The organism is Paenibacillus sp. JJ1683, assembly GCF_053006485.1.
The window spans coordinates 2279948-2299660 of the sequence record NZ_CM129820.1; the positions used below are offsets into that span (position 1 = coordinate 2279948).

19 protein-coding genes are annotated in these 19713 nt (G+C 45.8%); 12 read left to right on the forward strand and 7 right to left on the reverse strand.

Annotated elements, in window-relative coordinates:
• Positions 1-174 precede the first annotated feature (174 nt).
• Positions 175-1143 carry an S-layer homology domain-containing protein gene (locus tag ACUC6J_RS10110; protein WP_447250122.1) on the forward strand — a complete coding sequence of 323 codons (969 nt, stop codon included), beginning with the start codon at positions 175-177 and terminating at the stop codon, positions 1141-1143.
• Positions 1144-1255: 112 nt separating this feature from the next.
• Here ACUC6J_RS10110 and ACUC6J_RS10115 read toward each other — a convergent pair whose 3' ends face one another.
• Together ACUC6J_RS10115 and ACUC6J_RS10120 are read right to left on the reverse strand one after the other, a co-directional pair.
• The gene (locus tag ACUC6J_RS10115) at positions 1256-3346 is read right to left on the reverse strand and encodes an ABC transporter ATP-binding protein (RefSeq protein WP_447250123.1); all 2091 of its coding nucleotides are present in this window, start codon (positions 3344-3346) and stop codon (positions 1256-1258) included.
• Complete coding sequence (locus ACUC6J_RS10120) at positions 3346-5103, reverse strand: ABC transporter ATP-binding protein (protein WP_025364676.1); 1758 nt, start codon at positions 5101-5103, stop codon at positions 3346-3348. Before ACUC6J_RS10120 ends, ACUC6J_RS10115 begins: the two co-directional genes overlap by 1 nt.
• Before the next feature lie 50 nt (positions 5104-5153).
• On the opposite strand from ACUC6J_RS10120, the gene ACUC6J_RS10125 reads away from it, so the two are divergent.
• Positions 5154-5354 carry a hypothetical protein gene (locus ACUC6J_RS10125; RefSeq protein WP_231124967.1) on the forward strand — a complete coding sequence of 67 codons (201 nt, stop codon included), beginning with the start codon at positions 5154-5156 and terminating at the stop codon, positions 5352-5354.
• A gap of 334 nt (positions 5355-5688) precedes the next feature.
• A complete protein-coding gene (locus ACUC6J_RS10130) occupies positions 5689-5991 on the forward strand; it encodes a HesB/YadR/YfhF family protein (RefSeq protein ID WP_016821022.1) in 303 nt (100 codons plus the stop codon).
• A gap of 133 nt (positions 5992-6124) precedes the next feature.
• Here ACUC6J_RS10130 and ACUC6J_RS10135 read toward each other — a convergent pair whose 3' ends face one another.
• The 3 genes from ACUC6J_RS10135 to ACUC6J_RS10145 form a co-directional block, all read right to left on the reverse strand.
• Positions 6125-6637, reverse strand: a complete 513-nt coding sequence (locus ACUC6J_RS10135; RefSeq protein ID WP_013370774.1) for a hypothetical protein — start codon at positions 6635-6637, stop codon at positions 6125-6127.
• A gap of 139 nt (positions 6638-6776) precedes the next feature.
• On the reverse strand, positions 6777-7220 hold the full coding sequence (locus tag ACUC6J_RS10140) for a DUF441 domain-containing protein (RefSeq protein ID WP_447250124.1): 444 nt from the start codon (positions 7218-7220) through the stop codon (positions 6777-6779).
• Positions 7221-7243: 23 nt separating this feature from the next.
• Positions 7244-8215 carry a YpdA family putative bacillithiol disulfide reductase gene (locus ACUC6J_RS10145; protein ID WP_016821023.1) on the reverse strand — a complete coding sequence of 324 codons (972 nt, stop codon included), beginning with the start codon at positions 8213-8215 and terminating at the stop codon, positions 7244-7246.
• 260 nt (positions 8216-8475) lie between these two features.
• Here ACUC6J_RS10145 and ACUC6J_RS10150 point away from each other — a divergent pair, with 260 nt between their 5' ends.
• From ACUC6J_RS10150 to ACUC6J_RS10160, 3 genes are all read left to right on the forward strand, one after another.
• Positions 8476-9072 (forward strand): DUF2087 domain-containing protein, encoded by a 597-nt coding sequence (locus tag ACUC6J_RS10150; protein ID WP_013370777.1) that lies wholly within the window; start codon positions 8476-8478, stop codon positions 9070-9072.
• 472 nt (positions 9073-9544) lie between these two features.
• Positions 9545-10642 carry a ribosome small subunit-dependent GTPase A gene (gene rsgA, locus ACUC6J_RS10155; RefSeq protein ID WP_123797112.1) on the forward strand — a complete coding sequence of 366 codons (1098 nt, stop codon included), beginning with the start codon at positions 9545-9547 and terminating at the stop codon, positions 10640-10642.
• A gap of 82 nt (positions 10643-10724) precedes the next feature.
• The gene (locus ACUC6J_RS10160) at positions 10725-11063 is read left to right on the forward strand and encodes a L,D-transpeptidase (RefSeq protein WP_019687026.1); all 339 of its coding nucleotides are present in this window, start codon (positions 10725-10727) and stop codon (positions 11061-11063) included.
• 31 nt (positions 11064-11094) lie between these two features.
• Here ACUC6J_RS10160 and ACUC6J_RS10165 read toward each other — a convergent pair whose 3' ends face one another.
• A complete protein-coding gene (locus tag ACUC6J_RS10165) occupies positions 11095-12117 on the reverse strand; it encodes a flagellar motor protein MotB (RefSeq protein WP_447250125.1) in 1023 nt (340 codons plus the stop codon).
• A 215-nt stretch (positions 12118-12332) separates the two neighbouring features.
• Between ACUC6J_RS10165 and ACUC6J_RS10170 the strand changes: the two genes are divergently transcribed.
• A complete protein-coding gene (locus ACUC6J_RS10170; protein ID WP_016821028.1) occupies positions 12333-12482 on the forward strand; it encodes a hypothetical protein in 150 nt (49 codons plus the stop codon).
• A gap of 128 nt (positions 12483-12610) precedes the next feature.
• Here the strand turns inward: ACUC6J_RS10170 and ACUC6J_RS10175 are convergent, their stop codons facing one another.
• Positions 12611-12850: a hypothetical protein gene (locus tag ACUC6J_RS10175; protein WP_013370782.1), complete on the reverse strand. Its 240-nt coding sequence runs from the start codon at positions 12848-12850 to the stop codon at positions 12611-12613.
• 389 nt (positions 12851-13239) lie between these two features.
• On the opposite strand from ACUC6J_RS10175, the gene ACUC6J_RS10180 reads away from it, so the two are divergent.
• The 5 genes from ACUC6J_RS10180 (at position 13240) to ACUC6J_RS10200 (ending at position 19556) form a co-directional block, all read left to right on the forward strand.
• Positions 13240-13560: a hypothetical protein gene (locus ACUC6J_RS10180; protein ID WP_013370783.1), complete on the forward strand. Its 321-nt coding sequence runs from the start codon at positions 13240-13242 to the stop codon at positions 13558-13560.
• Positions 13561-13627: 67 nt separating this feature from the next.
• Positions 13628-17623: a type VII secretion protein EssC gene (gene essC / locus ACUC6J_RS10185; protein WP_447250126.1), complete on the forward strand. Its 3996-nt coding sequence runs from the start codon at positions 13628-13630 to the stop codon at positions 17621-17623.
• Positions 17624-17639: 16 nt separating this feature from the next.
• Entirely contained in the window at positions 17640-18482 is an 843-nt protein-coding gene (locus tag ACUC6J_RS10190) for a hypothetical protein (RefSeq protein WP_016821030.1), read from the forward strand.
• Between the two features lie 5 nt (positions 18483-18487).
• Positions 18488-19024: a WXG100 family type VII secretion target gene (locus ACUC6J_RS10195; RefSeq protein WP_447250127.1), complete on the forward strand. Its 537-nt coding sequence runs from the start codon at positions 18488-18490 to the stop codon at positions 19022-19024.
• Between the two features lie 256 nt (positions 19025-19280).
• A complete protein-coding gene (locus ACUC6J_RS10200) occupies positions 19281-19556 on the forward strand; it encodes a WXG100 family type VII secretion target (protein ID WP_007430133.1) in 276 nt (91 codons plus the stop codon).
• The last annotated feature ends 157 nt before the right edge of the window (positions 19557-19713 follow it).

Sequence of the window (19713 nt, forward strand, 5' to 3'; positions counted from 1 at the left end):
TATCATAGACACTTTTGGGTTTGCATGGAGATGGTGAGCAGAAAAGAGCAAGACGGGTTACACTAATCGCAGGGTATTCCAATGTTTTGCAACCAATTTGTGCATATTTGAAACATTTGATGGTTTTATTGCGTCCGTAAGTATAGAAGCAAAGTAAACATGGAGGTGTATCTCATGATCAAAAATAAAAGCGTGGCAGCTGCGCTGCTTGTCGTCTGTTCATTGGCTGTGGCTACGTCGGCTTCTGCTTTTCGTGATATAAAGGGAGCTGAGCAGGAGAAGATCGTAAGTTCACTTCAGAACAAAGGAATTATTCAAGGGATAACCAAGGATAAGTTTGCACCGGATCAAACGCTCACGTATGCACAAGGAGTACACTTGGTTGTTCGGGCGATGGATCTTCAGGTTATGCCTGATTTTACAACGGGCTCCTTTGCAAACATTCCGACTTCCGCATGGTATGCCGATTCCTATCGGATTGCAGTCCAGCACCAAATCCCTCTGTCACCGGATATTGATCCAAGTACCCGCATGACTAGGGAGCAATTCGCGAATATTCTGTATAAAGCAGTGAGTGCAACGGGGGAATATCCAACGGTCCGTATGCTTATTAACGTAGCAGATGGCAAAAAATTAGACCAAGAGTCGAACGAAGCAGTTCAATTTCTTTTGTTGACCAAAATTGCAACATTGGATGAAAAGAGTAACTTTAACCCGGATCGTAAAGTAACGCGGATGGAGGCAGCAGAAATGGTCTATCATGCATCCGAGTTTGTACAAAATCATAAACCGGTGCAAGTCACTCCGGAAAATCCAGCTGAGCCTGTAGATTCAGATCAACAAACCAATATTAGCATGAGCATAGAGAAGGCGAATGACCAGCAGAACAAAGTGACCATCACTCGTCTGCAGGCGCCTAATCCGGGTTACGGCATTGAAGTGGATCACATCGACTACGTAGATGAAACGAATGCAGTCATTTACTACAAGCTGACGAGTCCAAAACCGGGTGAAATGAACATTCAAGTCATTACGGATACCCATACCAGTACATTGGTAGACAGTAAGTATAAGGTTACGCTCAAAGCAGTCGATGGAACCGTGCTTCCGCCTACCGGAACAGGCACGTCTGTAGCTAAATAAAACGACAAGATATGTCATATATAAAATAAAGCCAGCGAGTCCCCAATATGAATGGAGACCGCTGGCTTTTTCATGCTAAATATTAATTGTTAGCCCCAGGCTCTAGTATTATTTAAGCTTTAAATGCGACTTTACCTGTAAGCAAGTCATTTTGCGCAGAAGGTGTAGCTGAGGAAGACGCAGATTCTGCTGCAACCGTTCCTGACTGAAGTTGATACATTTGGAAGTAACGGCGGCCTTGGGCCATAAGCTCGTCATGGCTACCCCGTTCAACAATTTCACCCCGATGCAGCACCAAAATTTGGTCTGCACTACGAATGGTGGACAAACGGTGGGCAATGATAAAGGTCGTACGTCCCTTTTTGAGCACTTCAAGAGCAGATTGGATGAGCGCTTCCGTTTCGGTATCAATATTGGCGGTAGCTTCATCCAGAATTAAAATGGCCGGATCAAAGGCTAACGCGCGAGCGAAAGAAATAAGCTGACGTTGCCCGGCGGATAAGGTGCTGCCTTTTTCAATAACAGGCTCATCAAATCCTTGGGGCAAATGGGCTAGCAGTTTGTCGGCTCCAACGTCATGCAGCGCTTTATTCACCTGCTCTCTCGTAATTCTACTATCTCCGAGACTGACATTAGAGGCTACCGTACCTGTGAACAAATATGGGTCTTGAAGCACAATACCCATATGATGGCGAAGCCATTGCTTAGGAATACTTTTGACAGGCGTTCCGTCAATGGTGATCGTTCCTTTTTGCGGATCATAGAACCGGAATAGCAGGTTGATAATTGAGCTCTTACCTGATCCGGTATGCCCGACAAGAGCAACCGTTTGGCCGGGCTGTGCTGTAAAGGAAATATGCTTAAGCACATCATCCTTTTTGTAGGCAAAGGAAACATCATTAAATTCTACCTGGCCTTTGTAACGCGGCATCGTACCATCTGTCACCGGCTCTCCAGTTTCGTCCATCAATTCAAATACGCGTCCTGAGGATACGATGGAAGTATCCAGTACGGCGAGCTGGTTGACCATCCCCGTTATAGGTTGGAACAATCGACCCAGCACATCGACGAAGGCATACAATACCCCTAGTGATATCGCACTACCTGTAGTGCCAAGCGCCGCAGATCCAAAATACCACAACACGACAGCGAAAGCGAGGTTTCTCAACACGTTGACCAAATTGTGCGAAGTAAAAGCGTTCAAATTCAGCATTTTATTCTGATGCTTCATATAGTCATCATTTAACTCTTCAAACTCTTGCTGTGTTTGTTTCTGATGCCTGAATACACGAATAATGGACATCCCCTGAATGGATTCATTAATAATCGCATTAATCTCGCTGAGCCTGGATCGGATGATCGTGTTATAGCGGGTTGCAACCTTGCGGTACAATACAATCCATAAGATCAGCAACGGTACAATAAATAGAGAGATAAGACCCAGTCTGAAATCCAGTAGAAAGAGTGCTACATATACCCCTGCCATCGTTACAATCCCTGAAGTGAAGTTTGAGAGTACAGCCACAAACAAATCTTTGACTGCCTCCGTGTCATTCGTAACACGGGATACGACCTTGCCTGCGGGTAAGTTATCAAAAAAGTAAACTGGCAAGCGCTGAATGTGTGCATAGAGATCAAGCCGAAGCTTCTGAATGACTTTGTTCGCCGAGGATTGCAGCCAGTATGTTTTGCCGAACTCGGCAAAAATCGAAACGACTAAAAAGAAGCAATACCACCCAATCAGCTGAAAAATGCCGGGCATTTCCGGTTTGTAAAAGCTATACAGCTCATCAGCCGTTAGAGCCTTAGCTTTATAATGAAAGGTGTCGGAGCCGCGTGTCACGGTCAGCGTACCGTTCGTAAAGGATCGGTTACCATCCGCTACCTGGACGGAACCATCGACAAATACAAAAGATCTGCCGACTTGTAAAATCCTCGCTTCGCGCCCTTTGGTCTCCCCGGCCTTAAAGCGATCTTCACGTTTAAAATGGGTTCCAGCATAACTTATAGTGCCGTCCACACTAGTCGTTTCATAAAATGGTTTTTCAATAGCGAGCATGTGGTCGTCAATCATCGTTTTGGCGATGAAGGGACCGGCCAGCTCAGCGGCTACTCCAATAGCCAGGGCGATGAGAGCGGCAATAAAACCCGCTTTGCTCGTCAGTGCATACTGGAACAACCTTTTGCCGATATTGGGTTTCATTAGGATACCTCCCCTGAGGTCAGATCAGATTCCACTTGTTGCCGTTCATATTGTTGTCGGTACCATCCGTCAGCTTGAAGCAGCTCATTGTGGGTTCCTTCCTCAATAATACGTCCTTGCTCCAGCACGACGATCCGGTCTGCATGCTCTACAGCCGATAGACGGTGGGTGGAGATCAAGGTTGTTTTACCCGAGCGTTTATGACGGATATTGTCAATAATACGTGCTTCGGTGCGGGCATCTACTGCTGATAGTGCATCGTCGAGTACTAGAATATCCGGATCACCAATAAAGGCGCGCGCAAGCGAAACACGCTGCTTCTGACCGCCGGACAGGGCGATGCCTTTTTCTCCGACCAATGTATCCAGTCCATCGGACAGAGTTCCCAGATCCTGATCAAAGGCGGCCGTACGAATCGCTTCCATGATGTAATCATCATCGGCCCCAGGCTTTCCGAACTGAATGTTCTCGCGCACCGATTTGGAGAACAAAATTTGTTCTTGCGGCACGTAGCCAATCCAGCTGTGTAATTGTTCCGCTGCAATGTCCTCCAGCCGAGTGCCGGAGATTAAAATATCACCACTGCCAGTCGGATATTCATGCAATAGCTGTTTGAGCAAAGTGGATTTTCCACTGCCTGTTCGACCGACGACACCTAGTGTTTCTCCACGTTTGAGCTCCAGATTCACATGTGACAGATTGTCAACCGTGGAGGTAGGATAACGAAAAGTCACGTCTTTCATAGTGATGGATTCGGGATGATCCACTGGAACAGGTTGGGCTACATCCTGAACGTCTGGCTGGACATCGAGAGTTTCATTGACCCGGTCCAGGGAAGCGCTACCGCGCTGCATAATGTTAATCAGTTCGCCAATGGCAAACATCGGCCAAATCATCATTCCTAGATACATGTTAAAGGATACCAGTTCGCCTAGCGTGATATCGTTATGAAATACCAGATAAATACCATACCCGAGTCCGATAACGTAACTAAGTCCTACACATAAACGGATTGTTGGTTCAAAGAGAGCATCCATTCGGGCCACTGCCAAGTTTTTACGAAACACATCCTCAGTAATATCGGCAAAACGTTTTTCGTCCATTCGTTCTTGCACATAAGCCCGAATGACACGGATACCAGCCACCGACTCCAGCACCTGATCGTTCATATCGCCAAATGCATCTTGTGCCAGTGTGTAACGCTCATGTACGGCTTTACCGTAAATACTCATGGCCAGCGCAATAAAAGGAAGGGGCAGAATGGCCGCCAGTGTTAGCTTCCAGCTAATCAGGGTGCCCATGGCAACCAATACAACGGTAAGGTAGACAGTGGAGTCCGTTAATGTCAACATACCGAAGCCTGCTGTACTTGCGACAGACCGAAGATCATTCGTGGCACGAGCCATCAGATCGCCTGTACGATTGCGTTCAAAAAATGGAGGGGTCATCCGCAGCAGATGATTCATAAAACGTGTGCGCAATAGGCGCTCCACCAGATTAGCACCACCAAACAGCTTGTGCATCCATATGTACGTAATGTAGTAGATGACGGCAAGAATGCCTATGATGTACAAAATATAACGCCAAAGCGAGGACCAGGAAATCGAACCGCGTACAATCTCATCAATGGCGCTGCCTAGCAGCCGAGGTGGAGCAAGCTCTAAAACGCCAACCGCAATCAGCAAAAACAATCCAATGGCGTATCGGCTTCGTTCTCTTTTAAAAAACCAGCCTAAATTTTTGAGTACTGAGAACAAGAGGAATCCCATCCTTTCATGTCAAGTTCATTCGAGAGTTGTGTACCATTTTGAAGAAACAACAGCGGCTTGTTGCCACAAGTACGATTCGGCAACAGGCGCAAAAAAGGCATACCGTCCGCAGACGATATGCCTTAAATCTCAATATCATATGGCGCGCAGGTATTTTCAGCACACTCACCACTGAAAAACTGCTCAAACGCAGGCAGCCACTCGTATTAAACCATACAACAGAAATGGCCCAATTCTAAAGGATGCGACAGGGGAGATGCTCCGGTATGAAGTTGTTTTGTTTGTAGATGTGGGTGAAATACAATCATAAATTTTAGCACCGGAAACACTCCTTTCTTCCTCAAAATGGGGTTATTCTTACATGAGTTATCGTTCAAATTGGTAATAAATTTCAAAATGGATCTCGTATGGTTGAATCTTAACACCCTTTTTTACGAATTGTCAAACCTTTTTCAAAAAAATGTATATGACTTGTCCAGGAAGCCGCATGGGGAGAGACGGTTGGTCGTTATTCCAAAAGATGCTATGATATAGTTAACAGGACGTCATTGTACAAGGAGATGAGCATAACGCATGAGCATACAGGTAACTGAACCTGCGGCACAGTGGTACATTAAGGAGCTCGGTTTGAATCGTGGAGATTCCATCCGTTTTTTTGTTCGCTATAGTTCCGGCGGTGGGTTGCATCCAGGCTTTTCTCTGGGAATTGCCGTAGAGCCTCCGCAGCACCCTGCATTACAGCATGAAGCGGCTGGCATTACGTTTTATATGGAGGACCAGGATTACTGGTATCTGAAGGGCCATCATCTGGAAGTTAAGTATTTGGAGGAACATGACGACATTATTTACACCTATGAAAAGGATGAACAAGCTTAATGCCTCTACGTTAAAAATAGCATGCCAGTAATGGTTTATGGACATGAAAAGCGGCGGAGTATCGTGTGGCAGGGGATGAACCTGCACATGATACTCCGCCGCTTTATTGTGGTTAGGGCAGGATGCCGCATTGTTAAGGGTTGTTAAACATCGGACCATCGACTGCAAAATCAAAATCATCAATATCGTACACATGTACAGGTACGGAAGCTTCGATAATGCGGTGAATCCAGTCCAGTTGATCAGTCAGGATGGGTAATGCTTCACGCTGAGCTGTCAACACCAGTTCGGTTTCAATCGGATCAAAATATTCTCCGTAATGCGCCGTATCAACAGCATTAATGACAATGAGTGATGTATTGGCATCGAATAGGATTGGCAAGCTTTTCGCCCAAGGCATCTGAAGGGCACGCCGAATTTTTTTCTGATTCAACGGTTCTTCAAAATAACTGATCAGCTCACTTACCTTTCGCTTCACATGTTGATCATCCATAGGGTTATCCATGAGAGGCTCTGTACTGTCCTGGAATTCGTACAGCTCTAGCAGTGATGTGTAAGGCACTATATATTCCACAGGGGCGGGAGATGTAAGCAACTGGCCATATATAGCCACCATTACAGCTTCCGTTACAAATTGTCGAGACATCGGTCAAGCCTCCTGCATTTACCAAATTATGCGATTTGAGTATAACACAAAGCGGGACTGAATTCAGCCAGATATGCAGATTGCCATCATTCATTTGTATATTTGTTGAACGGCTCTTTTCAATCCTGTGTCTAGAAATTTAGGAGCGACCGATTAATAAGGAGAGCAGCCCGGCAGCAATCAGAGGTCCAACAGGAACCCCTTTAAAGAAGGCAACGCCAATGACGGTCCCGATCAGTAGACCTGTCACAATAATAGGCTGTCCGGACATCAAAGTTACTCCGCGGCCGCCAAGGTAGGCTACCAGAATTCCGATACCAATCGCGAGCAGGGACTTCCAGTGCAGGAAGGACTCTGTCACCTGATTGATGCTGATTTTACCGCTGGCTAGCGGGGTCATGACCCCAATCGTCAAAATAATAATTCCGATCGTCAAGCCATACTTTTCAAGCCAGGGGAAAGCAGTATGAAAGCTGGTTACCCGCAGCAGTAGTAGTACTACCATAGCAATCGTCACGGTTGAGTTGCCACTGATAATTCCAAGGCCAGCCAGTACCAGTAGGATAATTGAGCTGTAATCCATTTCAGTTGTTCTCCTTCGATCGTTTAACTTTGGATATGTTCGGCGATTTGACGCCCGTGCCAGCGACCTGTTTCGATAAACACTTCATTGGCATTGCTGCCTGAAGCGATAACTCCGGCGACATATATACCTGGGATGTTAGTTTCCATCGTGGCAGGATTAAATTCGGGTTTGTCCAGATCTTCAGCCATGTGGACGCCGACAGACTCCAGTAGTTTTCGCTCTGGGTGAAATCCAGTCAGTGCCAGTACAAAATCATTTTCGAGCTGGAATGCTTCTGTGTTCATCGGAGTGACGATGACATGGTCTGGATGAATTTCAGTAATGCGTGCGCCTAAGTGCAGCGTGATCTTCCCTTTTTGTACCATACTGTCGAACAATGGACGAACCCACGGTTTGATATATGGAGACAACTCATTACGACGATAAACCATATCAATCGTAGCCCCGACCCGCACCAATTCCATTGCAGCATCTACCGCAGAGTTACTACCGCCGATGACTGCGACCCGGGTTCCTGTATAGGGGTGGGCTTCGCTGAAATAGTGAGTGACTTTATCCAATTGTTCCCCGGGAATGCCCAAATAGTTCGGATGATCAAAATATCCCGTAGCCACGACGACATAGCGTGAAGAATAGCTCTTGGTTATTTCCCGTTTGCTTAGAGTATGTACGGTAAATGTACCGTCTTCCTGCCGCTGAATGGATTGAGCTTCCTCATAATGCTGAATGTCCAGGTTATAATGTGAGGCTACTTTGCGATAGTACGCAAGTGCTTCATGACGAAAAGGCTTGTCATTGGGAGTGCTGAACGGAACATCACCGATTTCCAATAGTTCGGCGGTGCTAAAAAACTGCATATTTGTTGGATACAGAAAAATGGAGTGAACGATGTTGCTTTTTTCAATAATGATCGTACGCAAACCTCTGCGGCTGCATTCGATTGCAGCGGATAGTCCGCAAGGTCCGCCACCGATAATGATTACGTCGTGCATTTGGATGAACCTCCAGTTGTATTAGTTTATTTCGTCAAACGGATCTCAGAATTGATGCAAATAGCTCAGTGTGTGAGAAGTTTTCAAATAATAATCCTACCGTAATGTGTGCACAATATCCAGCCGTTTTCAGAAAGAGATGATGGAAGGGAGAATTGACAGACACATTTGAAAAACATATAATTAGATAATTATCTATTTAGATTAAACGAATTTGCTTGCATAGCAAATCTGTAGTAATGAAAAGAGGTGCAGTTACGGTGCAACTAGATAAAATGGTCAATTATCATAAAGCACTTGCGGACCCAACGCGTATGCGAATATTACTCCTTTTATCTCGTGGTGAGATGCATGGTCAAGCTTTGGCGAAAAAGCTAAATCTGTCACAGCCTACGGTTACGCATCATGCTTCCAAACTCCGAGAGGTCGGGTTGATTAAGGAACGCCGTGATAAAAACACAGTGTATTTTACACTGAACCCAGAGCTGATTCGGCAGCATGCCGAGGCGACAGTGCGTTTTATTTTTGAAAAAGGAGAGGAAGAGGAAGATATGTCCGAATTGAATGAAACGCTGGAAGCAACGGTTTTACGCAATTTTTTTGCCAAGGACGGCAAGTTGCGTCAAATTCCTGCCCAGTATAAGAAAAAATTGATCGTACTTCAGATGCTCGCCGAAAAGCTGGAGCCAGGGCGCATCTATCCTGAACGTGAACTAAACGAGTGGATCAAGCAATACCATGAGGATTTTGCGACGATTCGGCGTGAGTTGATCATGCATCAGTTTATGTACAGGGAGCGAGAAATGTACGAATTGAACCCGCGTGAAATGTGGACACGATGGGATCAGGTACGTTAAACAAAACTTGAAATAGTTTAAAATGTTTAGAATCAGCCTTGACAGACAATTGATGGACTTGTATGATAAAGGAAATTTTAGGAGGAGGCGATGTTATATGCGTACGAACATGAGTGAATGGGTTCAGCAGCAGAATGACTTGTCTCCCGCACGGACGATGCACGGCTAAAGACTGTTAGATCTATAGTCTTAGCTCAGCAGTTGGTTGGACAGTAGAACCAACGAAATCCGCAGGGAGTGATTCCCTGCGGATTTTTTTATGGTCAAGTGTTTTGTTATCCGGTTGTTGGTTTCGAAAGTAGTCCGTGTAAGACTGCTTGCATAAGTGAACGAACGGATCACATCGCTTGAGCTGTATACATTCCGCAGGGGTTTCCCTGCGGATTTTTTGCGTTGTTTGCTTGCGGAGAGAAAAATGTACACCTATTGAGTAACACCAAAAAAAATTAAACATGATCTCAGGAGGAAAATAATGAGTATACATGAATACGGTTGGTCTGATTACTGGAACGGTTTGTGGGACCAATGGAAGCAAAACTATGAGGAACGAGCAGGAAACACGCAGATACGCCCTGCCCGCTTGATTGCCGATTATGGACAAAAGGTGAAGCTTATTACGATGGATGGGGAACGCTGGGGAGCCGCTTCAGGTAAGCTAAGACATGCTATTGTTGACCCGGCGGAAATGCCGGCTGTAGGGGATTGGGTGGCCATCACCACGTCGGACGAAGTATCGGATGCAGTAATCCATGCTCTCTTGCCACGCAAAAGCCAAATATCTAGACAGGCCGCAGGCTTTGAGACGAAGGAGCAACTGATCGCGACCAATGTAGATACGCTTTTCCTTGTTAATGCGCTGAATCATGATTTTAATATGCGCAGATTAGAACGGTACTTAATCATGGCCTGGAATAGCGGAGTAAACCCGGTTGTCGTGTTGAGTAAGAGTGACCTTTGTGAAGATGTCGAACAGCGGGTTGCAGAAGCGGAAGGAGTTGCTCCTGGAGTACCCGTTATCGTAATTTCTGCTTTGCAGAACGAAGGCAGAGAGCAGCTGGAGGCGTTCCTTGAGCCTGGGTGTACGGTTGCTTTGACTGGCTCTTCCGGTAGTGGCAAATCCACAATAGTGAACTGGCTATCCGGGGCTGAAGTTCAACTGACACAGGATGTGAGGGAGGAAGACAGCCGAGGCAGGCATACAACCACACACCGACAGCTTTTTCCCATTGCAAAGCAAGCCGTTCTGCTCGATACACCCGGTATGCGCGAGCTTAATCTATGGGATGATTCCACGGGTGTAGCTCATACCTTTGCTGATATTATGGAAACAGCTCAGCAATGCCGTTTTGCCGATTGCAAGCATAAGGGAGAAGCTGGATGTGCGGTGGAGGAAGCTATCCAAAGAGGGGAATTATCTGAATCCAGAGTGAACAATTATCGCAAGATGCAGCGGGAACTGGAATATCAGGCACGCAAGGAAGCAGACCGACGTAGAAAAGATAGCCGTCCAAGTACAACTCCGGGCCGCAGGGATCAGCGAGGTGGTTGGCGACGTGATGTGGAGTGGTAAGGCGAGCTGTCATGAAACATCATTTGTAGAAATTTAAGAAAATCTATGTGGTAGTCGGCATATGGTGTAGAGGGGTGAACATATGCCGAACTACAGTATTGTGGTGGATTTATCGGATCGTCGTCTATATTTAAAAGATGGAAGTCAGATCGTTCTTAGTTATCCAGTCGGTATTGGGAAGGTGGCTACACAAACACCGCATGGGCAATTTACGATTATTAACAAACAGCCCAATCCGGGCGGTCCTTTCGGAGCGTTCTGGATGGGGCTGTCCAAGCCGCATTATGGCATTCACGGCACCAATGAGCCATGGTCCATTGGCAAGTTGGTGTCACATGGCTGCATTCGAATGCATAATAAGGATGTACTGGAGCTTCAAGAGAAGGTAAGTATAGGGACGCCGGTCACGATACAGCCATAACAGCTAGATGATATAGGATTCCTTTGGCTGCCTAGTACGATTTGGGTTGAATTTGGACACGGGCTTCAATCCGTTTGGAGCCCTTTTTGTCGTCTGCGGATTTAACTAATGATCCCGCAAGACGCTCTCCTTTTGTACCGTAAGCCTGTTTGGCGTTGATCCACATATCTTCGTTCGGCTCGAAACTTATGACCAGGGTGTAGCGGTTAGCAAGGCTCGGCTTTTTGACCCTCATGCTGAAGGAACCATCAGGCATGACCTTGGTTTGATCATCGTAGCCAAACTGCCATCGTCCCGGAAAATCAATTGTGAGCTTGACGTCCGAACCCTCGAGCAAATTGCTGCGCGCATATACGTGATAATAATTTCCTTTTTGCCTCACATCGGGCTTAATCCACACTTGAGGATTACCGTAGTCCTTTGGTTTGTTCCAGACAGGCTTAATTAGAGGGACATGGCGGTCTTGTTCAGGATCAAACTCAGCACCTATCCGAATTTCTTGCAAAAGTTGTTCGTTTTCTTCGTATTGATATACATAAGGGCCTTCTAATTTGTTGCCACCACTACCATACAGAATTCGTATTTCTTTGTCTTGGTCATCTGGACGGAACAGAACAGTCAGATCCATACTGCCCTGTATACCAGGTCGGTGCACTTGGAGTACAAAACTTCCGTCCTTTTGAATAGTTGTCTCGTCCGTATATCCGGTTAACAGAGAGTTTTTGACTGCAAGATTCCCTTTGATCCGTGCTCCAGCCGGCAGATTGGAATGCCCTGTAACCTTCACTGTATTTTTATCTATACTTACGTCACCTGATATTTCGACATAGCTGCTACCTTGCTGATGGACAGGTGCATCGTTGGCAGCTCGTTCATCAAGGGATGATGCAGCTTGGTTCGGATTACCTGTCACGGTATAGGCACGTGCTTCAGCTTCGTGTTGGGCCATACTTCGAGTTGAGGCTTTCTCCCTGCTGCATGCAGCCAGCATAGTTAGGATGAAGAACATACATAAAAGGTTCCAGCTTATTTTGGTCATTATGTGCTTACTCATGGTTTTTGCTCGCTCCTTATCCGTAGCTTCCAGGCTAAACTGATAAAACTTTCGAAACTTTATGTATTTACCCTATTTAAAGGGTATGTAATCCCGTCTGCTTTATCCTAGTCAAAGCGTACGTGTTTAAACAACAGGTGGAATGGTTAAAAATGGATAGCCGGATCATCCCCTTGAAAAGCAGGGGCAGCTTGCTGTAAAGGAGCCTGAGTCATATGTCCATTGACCGTTTTATCTTAAAAAAGCTGGACAACTGCCGGGAAGAACATACACGCGCTAATTTACTAGAACTGTTTAGAATACGAATTGAGAAGGCGCAGAAAAAGGAACGAGGCGGTAAAAAAGGTTATCGCAGAATACTATAAATAGAGTCTGATCAAATGCATAGGCTGCGGTAAGTCACATGTAGCATGTTTCATAACCGCTGATTTGGAGAGGGTGCTGAAATGCCCCTCTCTTTTTTGTGTCTAATGCAAACAAAAAAAAGTCCCTCTTAATAGAGGGACAATGCCAATGAATCATTTTCACTAACGCTATGCAGGATGGCTTCACAACCGACAATCTCTATACTGATCAAAGAGTTAAGACATTTTTGAAGGGCACGCTTGCCACTGGAGATTTTGTTCTCCAAAGTATTACTTAGAAGTTTTAAGGTTTTTTGTACCGGTTGCTTATTTTCTTGATTGAAGTATACGGGAATACGTTTGTTTTGAAATGTAATTAATGTTCTCACAAAAATCACCTCACCTGAGTTATTTCATGGCTTTATTGTAGTGCCCGTTTCTTAAAATTACCTTAAAAACACCTTATAAAAACATAAAGGTCTGAAAAATTTACAAAGTGTTCACAACAATTTGGGTAACAATCGAATTTAGTTCTACCTAATCGACAAAATGACGTAAGCACGCAAATGAAATTTGTAAATCCCTATTTTTGATTCATATGGCTCTACTATTAATTTTAAGTATGACTATAGTCACCGTTTTATTTTGAGCGTGGGCATTTTGTAACAAATTGACAGTCTAATAGGCGGATGCTACAGTTACGATAGCCATATTTCCGTAGAAATAGGCTTTTTGCGTGGGTATTGCTATATAAATTAAGGATCGGGAGGGATGACAGATGATCCTGACCGTGCTTTCAGGACGACAGGAAACAGAGTGGTTTGATATTGAGGTGGCAGATGAATACTCGGTAGAACATTTAAAATTGATGCTGGGTGTGCGTATTTTTGGTGAGCCTCCGGCTGAAGGCATGCAATATATTATGGAAGCAAAGTTCCCGGAAGGGCTTTGGTTCAGAGTGGAGGATAACCAGCTACTCACAGGAGCAGGCTTACGGGAAGGCTGCACCGTGCGCATTCAGCGAGCTTTTTCGACAACTCAGGACGAGGCGCCTGTATATGGAAGGCGTTCTTTGTTTCAAACTGAAAAAAATGGGTAAATACACACATGAAATAATATGAAACCTTGGTAAAATGAAATAGTAAGCGAAAAGGGGGACTTTTGTCTTGAATGTATTATACCAGCGATCCCCGAGATTAAGACCGGCCCTCCGAGAGGAGAAGCTAGAGATTTTACGGCCTCCGGCTGAGCCGAGCAAGCCGTCTTTTTCTATTATATCTATACTTATTCCGTTAATGATGACGTTGGTGACTATAGGCTTTTATGTATATATGAGCAGAACAGGCAAGATGGGCAACAGTAACTATTTGATGTTCCAGATGGTCACGGTGGTCATGATGCTTACATCTTATACGATTCCTTTTTTCGTCTATTTAAATAATAAGAAGGAATATAAGCGCAAGTTGGAGGAACGGGACCGCATGTACCGGGAGCAGCTCCAAAAGCATCGTGAAGAACTCAAAATGAAACGCGAAGAACAAGTTCGCACGCTATATGAAATTCACGGTGATCCGCAAATATGCACTCAAATCGTAAAAAACCGCAACAGTTCTCTTTGGGAACGATCACCGGAGGATGAAGATTTCTTGCAGGTACGTATCGGGACTGGACAAGTTCCCTTTCATATTAAACTGCAAATTCCACGACCTGACGGTTATGACCGAGATCCTTTGTTGGGAGCTGCAGATGAACTGGAAGAAGAATTTCGTTTGGTGGACGCTGCTTCCATTACATTGCCACTGTTTCAATCCAAAGTGATCGGATTGGTCGGCGAGCGGGAGCATACCCTGGCTGCGTTAAGAGTCATCTTGGCACAAGTAACGGTTCGTCATTCGCCAGATGAAGTGAAAATCGCCTCCTTCTATGATGAGCGAGAGGAAAGTGAATGGACTTGGATGCGCTGGCTCCCACATGTATGGGATGATGACCGAATCCAGAGAATGATGTCAGACCGCAGTAGTAGCGCCCATCAATTAGCTGACTTTCTGTTTGCTAGATTGAACCGTCGAAAAAATAATCGCAATGAACGTCAGGGCAAAGGGATGGAAGCCCCGTGTTATGTGATTGTTTTATCTGACACCCAACTGATTGAGGAAGAACCTTTGTTGCCGTTGTTGCTGGAGGACGGTCGAGCCATAGATGCGTGTACAATTGTGCTGGCTTCTCGTAAAGAAGCTTTGCCAATGCAGTGTCAGCTGATCGTGGAAGCTTCCAAGGAACAGGGTGTATACGCCCTTAAATCAGAATCGGCGGAGGTTGAACAGCAAAGTTTTAAACCGGATCGTTTGTCCAAAGAGGAAGCCGATGCACTGGCGCGGTACATGGCGCCTATTCGCTTGAAGCGTTCTTCGGCTTCTGATATTCCCGCTGTTCTGCCTCTTTTTGATATGATGAGTGTAGCAAGTGTGGAAGAACTGGATGTGGCAGACCGGTGGCGACGTAACCGCCATCCTGATACATTACCTGTGCCGATGGGCGTGCGGGCAGGCGGCAAAAAGATTATGATTAACTTGCATGATAAAATAGAGCGTCAAGGGCATGGGCCCCATGGCTTGATCGCTGGTACGACAGGTTCAGGGAAAAGTGAGGTTATCCAGTCTATCGTAGCCTCGCTCGCTGCTGAGTTTCACCCACATGATCTTGCTTTTATGCTGATCGATTACAAGGGTGGAGGCATGTCCAACACGTTCGTTAACTTGCCGCATGTTGTGGGTACAATCACGAACCTGGACAATAATTTGATTGAACGTGCTAAAATATCTCTTAAAGCAGAACTGGTTCGTCGACAAAAGATATTGAACGATGCAGGCAATTTACAGCATATTGATGAATATTACAGACTACTCCGGCAGCGGCAGGAACAACCGCTGCCTCATCTGGTTATTATTATTGATGAATTTGCACAGTTAAAGCGGGATCAGCCAGAGTTTATGGACGAGCTAATCAGCATTGCCGCGATTGGGCGGACATTAGGTGTCCATCTGATTTTGGCGACTCAAAAGCCGGCAGGTGTTGTCGATGATAAGATTTGGAGTAACTCCAGGTTCCGCATCTGCTTGCGGGTGCAAAGCGAAGGTGATAGCCGTGATATGTTGAAAATACCGAATGCCGCGTGGATAACGAAGCCGGGACGAGGATATTTTCAAGTGGGTAGCGACGAAGTGTTTGAAGAAATGCAATTTGCTTGGAGCGGTGCGCCGTATATAGGCAACAGAGACATTTCTTCTGCCTTACCTGTTCATGAAGTGAGACTGAACGGCAAACGTGAAGCGCTATTGACGGGCGGAGAACGGGCAAGCTCAGGCTTAAAAGGAGAAGAAGCTCCTAAACAGCTTCAAGTATTTATTGATTATATTGCAAAAGAAGCAGCTAAGGCAGGAATCGAACGTCTTCAGGGACCGTGGCTTCCGCCGCTGCCAGAAATGTTGGATTTAACTAATCTACCGCAATGTACCGAAATAGATAGTACATCATCATCGTTGGAGCTGAAGTCTCTTATTGGGCTGGTCGATGATTTGCCGAATCAACGGCAGGAGCCGATGTATGCGTCGCTGGATCATGGTCATTGGGCTGTGTATGGCATGCCGGGCATGGGAAAAACGACCTTTTTGCATACGTTGCTGATGTCCACGGCACAGCGTTACGCTGTGAATCATTGGAACGGTTATATCATTGACATGGGTCGAACCATGCGCGACTTTGGAGAGCTTCCACAAATCGGTGCTGTTATGATGGCAGAGGAGGATGACCGGATTAAACGGTTGTTCCGCTATTTGTTCAAGATGGTGGCCCTACGCAAGGAAATGCTTTCTGAGGCTGGCGTCAAAACAATAAGTTCTTTTCGACGTTCTGCTGTTGAAGATGTGCCGCAAATTGTCGTAGTTATTGATGGATATCTTAATTTTCGTAATGCGTATCCGGATGAAAATGAACTGCTGGAATCACTCTTGCGTGAAGGAGGCAGTCTAGGCATCACCTTCATCATTACAGCGAACCGGATTACCGATGTGTTTGAGAAGTTCCGCAGTAACATACCTAATGCTGTTTCTTTCGAATTGGCTGATCCTAGTGACTACTATTATGCGGTAGGACGACCGGCCAAAACACCAGGACCTTTAATTCCGGGCCGGGCTCTGGTTAAAGGGCATGTTCCTCCGCTGGAGTTCCAGACGGCACTGCCTTCACCAGGAGAAGATGAGGCGGAACGATCAGCACAACTACGTCGCAATATCGCTGGTATTGCGCAGGGATGGAAGGGTAAGCACGCACCGGCCATTCTCCCATTGCCTGAGCGGATTCCGTTGCTGGAACTGCTTCAGCAGTGGGATCGGACGAGTGGACCATCAGGTGCGCTTCCTTACGAAGTACCTGTAGGCCTACAGAGTGACGATCTTGAGCCTTTTCTCATAAATTTAAAAGAAGGGCCTAATTTTATCGTAGGTAGTCCAATGGAGGGTGGAAAAACCTCCTTCCTGATGAGTTGGATTATATCGCTCGCTTATTACACCTCGCCGGATCAAATGCAAGTCTATACGATCGATACACGCTATGGAGGTGGGGGACTATCCCGATTACGGCATCTTCCTCATGTCAAGGCTGCTGCCGAAAGCGAGGAAGAAATGGGACCTCTGGTACAACAGGTGCATGATATCGTTCAACAACGGAGCAAGGATGGAAATGATCCCGAACTGCTCCTGGTCATTGATGATGCGGATATGTTAAGCAAGCAACTGAACGATTTTATGATAAAGGATCAGCTTTCCGCCATTGTACGGTTGGGACGTGATCGCAATGTGCATGTCGTGCTATCGGGTGTGCCAGCTGATTTTCCTACCTTTGGTGTGGACTGGTTTAATGATGTCAAAGCAAGCCAAAGCGGTATGCTTTTTGGAACACTGGATTCGAATGATTTATCGTTCTTTCGTATCCCTTATTCAGAAGCGAATGCCGCTGCTGGTGGCCTAAAAGTCCTGCCTCCTGGGCAGGGATACTACGTACGACGCAAATTTACCAGGATAAAAGCGGCAATTCCCTTCTCAGAGCAAATGAGTTGTGAGGATTGGATAACGAAAATTCGTGACCGATGGCATGTTGTAGTTTGAAGGGAGGTGGCTCATAATGTTAACGTTTCAAGCTTCCAAGCAGAAGTTAATAACCCTCAAGGCAAAGGAACTGTTTTTTCTGGCAGGCGTATTGGGTTCTGACAGACTGCTTGGGGTGGAAGATCCGTTTAAGGGCTATCTAGCAGAGGAGTTGGCGGAAGAGTGGGAGCAGGTCAAAGCTGCTCTTCTGGAAAAAGGTTATCTGAAGCAGGCCGATAAGGGTAAAGAGCTGGCTATGCCTCCTACCGTTTTTTCAAGAGTTGCTATCGCGGGATTATCCAACAGGGCTTGCCGTATACGCTATGTAAGGGGAGGTAAGCAGTTTGAAGGCTATCTTCATTGCACGAATGAGCGTGTGGTGGAGCTTGTGAAATCTGTTGACGAACCCGATGAATATCGTCTGTACGATCTGGGTAATGTGGAAAAGGCTTGCGAAACATTGATTGATAAAATGGGCTGGGTTGATCGGCTTGTACCTGAATCTCCTGCGCTTATGTTTTCCAAGCAGGCCTTTAATAAAATTTACGAGCAATCTGCAGGAGAAAGTTTGTCTCAAATCAGCAGTAAGCTAACTGAGGCTAGCGGAGATGAAGAGGGAGCAATGAGACTGGCTCAGTCCTTGAGTTCCCGTGTAGCCGAGGGAGAATTGCAATTGCTGGTCTGGAACGGCAGAGAGTGGGAGTCACAACGGGCAGCTTTTGTCCTTTGTCCTGCAATGAACTGGATATTTCGGATGAGCTCTGCGGGTAACGGAGACTGGTTGATTGCAGCTATGGCTTCGAGAGATCAGTTTGTGGACTTATTATTGAATTGGTTGAAACAGTCGGCAGTGACTGAAGAAGTGACAGAAGAAGGGTGATGGATATGCGCATTCGAGTTGAACCGGATGTGCTTCGGGGGCTTAGCGGGCAGCTACAGCATGCGGCGGAGCAAATTCAACAGTTAACAGCAGGTTTGGAGCAGGCGTTACAATCGCTGGATTGGGATGTATCTGCGCGTGAGGCGATCTTGAATCAGTGGATGCAAGCCAAGCGGATGTCAGAACAGATTCATGCTTATCTCCATACATCAGGTACACAACTGAACCGAAAGGCAGAGCAGTTTCAGTCTGTTGACCACAACTATCAAACGATTCTGCCATTTGCCAGCCAACCATTGGGACGACCCGTCACGATGCTCGATTGGTCGAATCAACAATCACCGTCTATTCTGCCTGGGAAAGCTTCGGAAGGAAGCAGTCTAATTTCAAACCCGCAGTCTGTCGTACATGCTATTGCAGGTGTACAGCCTTCGGATGTGGGCACCTTGCATCAGGATATTCTGAAGCAGGCGTCTTCTAGCAGTCCGCAGGATTGGTATTTTACTGATCCGTCTATAGCAAGAGATCAGCCTGTCGCTTAGTTCGGATCGTTCCGGGATATTTGGATCGGCCTGTAATCCATATGAATTTGTTATACCATTCCCGGTTTTATGGGACTAATATGGGACTTATTAGGTGGTTGTTTTATTAAGATTGTACTGTTAGATGCTGTTTTATAGTTAAAAAGTGGGATTATTGCAATTAGGTCCTTTGCCTTTTGTATGGGATTAAATAGCCATAGTACAATTTGAACCAGCTAAACAAAAACATTTTTTATCATCAAGGAGGACGCAAAAAATGGCAGGACGCATTTTAATTACCCCAGAACAGGTTGATCAGGTAGCTAACCAATTTAAACAAAGTGGTGAGCAAAGCCAGCAGATCGTTTCCAGTTTGACTCAGTCCATCTCCGGTATGGAAGGTCAATGGGAAGGTATGACTAAACAACGCTTTTTCCAAGAGTTCCAAGAAGCAAGCAAACAAATGCAAGCTTTCGTAACGACTTTGAATAGCATTAGCCAAGAATTGACAGCTATCGCTAACAAATTCCGTACGGTTGACCAAGCGAAATAAGTTGTCGTGCCTGATCGGCATTAACTTATCATATATCACTCTATAAAGAAGCAATATGTGAACCCATTCCTCACGGTTTGGCACAGATTGTACAGGAAAAACCGGGCGATCTTCGGATACCCGGTTTTCTTGCCATCCATAGACGTATATAATAAGG

Bases quoted from the DNA above. Each gene is read 5' to 3' on its own strand.
- ACUC6J_RS10190 (WP_016821030.1), top strand. From the start codon at position 17,640: ATGTTAACGTTTCAAGCTTCCAAGCAGAAGTTAATAACCCTCAAGGCA.
- ACUC6J_RS10115 (WP_447250123.1), bottom strand. From the start codon at position 3,346: ATGAAACCCAATATCGGCAAAAGGTTGTTCCAGTATGCACTGACGAGC.
- ACUC6J_RS10145 (WP_016821023.1), bottom strand. From the start codon at position 8,215: ATGCACGACGTAATCATTATCGGTGGCGGACCTTGCGGACTATCCGCT.
- ACUC6J_RS10200 (WP_007430133.1), top strand. From the start codon at position 19,281: ATGGCAGGACGCATTTTAATTACCCCAGAACAGGTTGATCAGGTAGCT.
- ACUC6J_RS10110 (WP_447250122.1), top strand. From the start codon at position 175: ATGATCAAAAATAAAAGCGTGGCAGCTGCGCTGCTTGTCGTCTGTTCA.
- ACUC6J_RS10165 (WP_447250125.1), bottom strand. From the start codon at position 12,117: ATGAGTAAGCACATAATGACCAAAATAAGCTGGAACCTTTTATGTATG.
- ACUC6J_RS10180 (WP_013370783.1), top strand. From the start codon at position 13,240: ATGATCCTGACCGTGCTTTCAGGACGACAGGAAACAGAGTGGTTTGAT.
- ACUC6J_RS10195 (WP_447250127.1), top strand. From the start codon at position 18,488: ATGCGCATTCGAGTTGAACCGGATGTGCTTCGGGGGCTTAGCGGGCAG.
- ACUC6J_RS10160 (WP_019687026.1), top strand. From the start codon at position 10,725: ATGCCGAACTACAGTATTGTGGTGGATTTATCGGATCGTCGTCTATAT.
- ACUC6J_RS10130 (WP_016821022.1), top strand. From the start codon at position 5,689: ATGAGCATACAGGTAACTGAACCTGCGGCACAGTGGTACATTAAGGAG.
- rsgA (WP_123797112.1), top strand. From the start codon at position 9,545: ATGAGTATACATGAATACGGTTGGTCTGATTACTGGAACGGTTTGTGG.
- ACUC6J_RS10140 (WP_447250124.1), bottom strand. From the start codon at position 7,220: ATGGATTACAGCTCAATTATCCTACTGGTACTGGCTGGCCTTGGAATT.
- ACUC6J_RS10170 (WP_016821028.1), top strand. From the start codon at position 12,333: ATGTCCATTGACCGTTTTATCTTAAAAAAGCTGGACAACTGCCGGGAA.
- ACUC6J_RS10135 (WP_013370774.1), bottom strand. From the start codon at position 6,637: ATGTCTCGACAATTTGTAACGGAAGCTGTAATGGTGGCTATATATGGC.